Below are 3,540 nucleotides of genomic sequence, written 5' to 3' on the forward strand. Positions count from 1 at the left end.
GGAGAAGAACCAGGCGCTGGCGATGAACGCCATCAACGTCATGATGGGCGACAGACTCGGGCCGATAAAGGCTACGTTCCAACATGAGCGGCTCGCACCGCTGGAGTCCTACCTTGATATCTTCTCATGCCCGGTGGAGTTCAGCCAGGTCCAGAACACCATCCACCTGTCGCCGGCGCACCTCACCCGCGCCATCAAGGATCGCGACGAAGCCGCGCTCACCCTCGCGCGGGAGTACCTGGCCCGTGTCCATTCAGGCGTGGCACTGGCTGAACATGTCCGCGACGTTACGCGGCGCCTACTCCTGGTCGGCGAGGCCGGCCTCAGTCAGGTGGCCCGAGCGGTGTCGCTGCACGAGCGCACGCTCCAACGCGAACTTGCGGCCGAAGACATCACCTTCGAGAAAATTCTCGACGATGTTCGACGGGCGACAGCCTGGGAACTCGCCGCAACCGGCTTGCAGGCCTCGCAGATCGCCTCGGCCCTGGGCTATGCCGAGCAGAGCAGCTTCACCCGTGCCTGCCGCCGCTGGTACGGCGAATCGCCGCGCGCCCTGCTGAAACAGCGCCGCGGTAGCCGCCCGGAGGACCCGATCCTCTAGGTCGGCGCGCCAAACCGACGCCTCCACCCGCAATCGTCGAACGAGTCACTGTCGCCAAATGGCAAATCTATGTCGCCTGAAGGCAAGTATTAACCCGGACTACTTGCGACACTCGTATGCCACGTCACAAGAACGCTCAACTACGGGAGTTGACATGCCGCCAAACCCTGCGCCTGATTCGGGCGTCGCTTTCGATCACGTCGACGTCCTCGTCGTCGGCGCCGGCCTGGCCGGGATCGGGATGGGATACAACCTGAAGCATTCGCAGCCCGGCCGAACCTTTGCGATCGTCGATGCGCGGGACTCGATCGGCGGCACGTGGGATCTGTTCCGTTACCCGGGGATTCGCTCGGATTCAGATCTGCAGGCGTATGGTTTCGGTTTCAAGCCGTGGCGCCGCGAGAACTCGATCGCCGACGCCCACGAGATCCTCGACTACCTCCAGGAGACCGTCAGCGAGAACGATCTTCAGCGCCACATCCATCTCGGCTTCAAGGTTGTCCAGGCGGATTTCTCGACACCGGAACAGCGTTGGGTGGTCACACTCGAGCGTGTCAGCGACGGAGTCCGACACGACGTGACCGCGTCGATGTTGTTCTCGGCCGCCGGCTATTACGACGCCGGCGAGGGTTTCACGCCGGAGTTCGCGGGCCGTGATGACTTCGAGGGACAGATCATCCACCCGCAGCATTGGCCCGAGGACCTCGATTACTCGGGCAAGAAGGTCGTGGTCATCGGAAGTGGCGCCACCGCGGTCACTCTTCTGCCGTCGATTGCAGAGAACGCCGAGCACGTCACAATGCTGCAGCGGTCCCCGTCGTACGTGATCCCCATCCCGCGCAAGGATCCGATCGCGAACACTCTCCGACGGATCCTCCCCGAGAAGACTGCCTACTCGATCGCCCGCGAAATCAGCATTCGTAAAGGGAACCTTGTCTACAAGGGCAGCCGGAAATTCCCTCGGCAGGCTCGGGCACTCGTCCGCAAGATCACGGCCGCCGCGCTCCCGGAGGGCTTCGACGTCGATACCCACTTCCATCCGGAATACGACCCGTGGGACCAGCGCATGTGCATGGTCCCCGACGGCGACCTGTTCACAGCAATCGCGAAGGGCCGCGCCTCGGTTGTCACCGACAAGATCGTGCGGTTCATCGAGTCCGGGATCGAACTCGAATCGGGTACGCGGCTCGACGCCGACATCATCGTCACCGCTACGGGTCTGAAGATGGTGCCCTTCGGAAAGATCGCATTCGCGGTCGACGGCCGGCACATCGACCTACCCGACCACGTGATCTACAAGACCGTGATGGTGAGCGATCTCCCGAACTTCGCGTTCACCGTCGGGTACGTCAACCACTCGTGGACTCTCAAGGCAGACCTCGTCGCACAGTGGTTCTGCCGACTTCTCGACCACATGAGCGAGAACGGCTACTCCAGCGTCGTACCCGTCGTCTCCGACAGCTCGATGCCGGTCAAGCGATTCATCGAATTCGACGCGGGCTACATCAACCGGGCGATGCACTTGTTCCCCAAGCAGGGCATCAATGGACCGTGGCAGGCCCCCCAGGACTTCAACCGCGACCGGATCGTCCTCGGCAAGGACCCGATCAACGACCCCGAGCTTCGCTTCACGTCGGCCACCTCACCTGCCGCCGACCTCACGGACGACGCCACCGAACAAGTCAAGGAGACCGTCCAGTGACGAACGCATCGACCACACCTGAGACCCCGATACTCATCGCCAACAATGCCGACCAGCCAGGTGATCCGACGCGATTCGCCGATGCCACCGACGGCGTCAAGCTCGCGATCTACGAGTACGGCAACAGCGATCGGCCCACGGCACTGTTCGTCCATGGATTTCCCGACGACCACTCGGTCTGGGAACCGGCAATCGCTCTGGCGGCCGGCGACTTCCACATCGTCACATACGACGTGCGCGGTACCGGAGCATCAGGCCAACCCGCCAAGCGGGACGGGTATGCGATGTCCCAACTGCGCGACGATCTCGCCACCGTCATCTCCTTGACGAGCCCCGACGCACCTGTCCATCTGATCGCACACGACTGGGGATCGATCCAAAGCTGGTCCGCTGCCACTGATCCAGCGTTCGCATGCAAACTCGCGTCGTTCACGTCCATCTCCGGGCCGAGCCTGGACATGGCCGGCGCCTGGTTGCGGCGTGGGCACCGTCACCCACGCGATTTCCTCCGTCAACTCGCCGACTCCTGGTACATCTTCGCGTTCCAACTGCCGTTCCTCCCCGAATTGCTGGTACGGCGCGGTGTCGTCGAGAAAATGGTCTCCCGATCCGAAAGCATCGGCGTCCCCGCCGACCGGCGACCTCCGGCCGGGCGCCGGCACCGACGCGACGCGATCAACGGAATCGAGTTGTACCGCGCCAACTTTCGCCACCTGCTCACCCCACGACCCAGCCGCGCGGTGTGTCCGGTGCAGGTCCTCGCCCCGACCGACGACGCCCATGTCACCGTTCCGCTCGGACTCGAAGCACCAAAGCCGTTCGTGGACAGCCTGCGTACACGCGAAATCCCGGGCAACCACTGGGTGGTGGAGCAGAACCCCACCCTGATCACCACCCTCGTCACCGAGTTCATCAACACCGGAGTGAAGCACCAGAACGGAGATTCGAGATGACCATGACACCACAGCGCCACAGCGACCCCAGCAAGGTCGCGCTTCACGCCCGCAACGTGAAGTTCAATTGGGCCGGTTTGCCGTTCGAGTGGATTCCGGGTGAGCGCTTCTCCTCGCACTACATCAACGTCCTTCATCTCCTGCTCCCCGAAGGCGAGCGCTGGTTCGTGAAGGTCTTCAGCGAGGTTCTGCCGATGATTCAGGACGATCAGCTACACGAGGACGTCGTCGGGTTCATCGGCCAGGAAGGCGTCCACGCCGCCTCCCATCAGGGGGTACAGGAC

At 63.1% G+C, this 3,540-nt stretch carries 4 protein-coding genes; all 4 read left to right on the plus strand.

The genetic code is table 11. The features are described 5' to 3' along the window. The coding region (locus WAW17_RS29620; protein WP_422336420.1) for a helix-turn-helix domain-containing protein at nt 1-601 on the plus strand (601 nt) is incomplete at its 5' end. A gap of 154 nt (nt 602-755) precedes the next feature. Further along, complete coding sequence (locus WAW17_RS29625) at nt 756-2,303, plus strand: flavin-containing monooxygenase (RefSeq protein ID WP_422336421.1); 1,548 nt, start codon at nt 756-758, stop codon at nt 2,301-2,303. Further along, nucleotides 2,300-3,256, plus strand: coding sequence for an alpha/beta fold hydrolase (locus WAW17_RS29630; RefSeq protein ID WP_422336422.1), 957 nt, complete (start codon nt 2,300-2,302; stop codon nt 3,254-3,256). Before WAW17_RS29625 ends, WAW17_RS29630 begins: the two co-directional genes overlap by 4 nt. Further along, nucleotides 3,253-3,540, plus strand: a 288-nt coding sequence (locus WAW17_RS29635; RefSeq protein WP_422336423.1) for a metal-dependent hydrolase, incomplete at its 3' end; no start/stop codon positions are given. The genes WAW17_RS29630 and WAW17_RS29635, both read left to right, overlap by 4 nt.

The sequence above is a fragment of the Rhodococcus sp. (in: high G+C Gram-positive bacteria) genome, assembly GCF_049286785.1.
In the GTDB taxonomy this organism is placed as follows: domain Bacteria; phylum Actinomycetota; class Actinomycetes; order Mycobacteriales; family Mycobacteriaceae; genus Rhodococcus_F.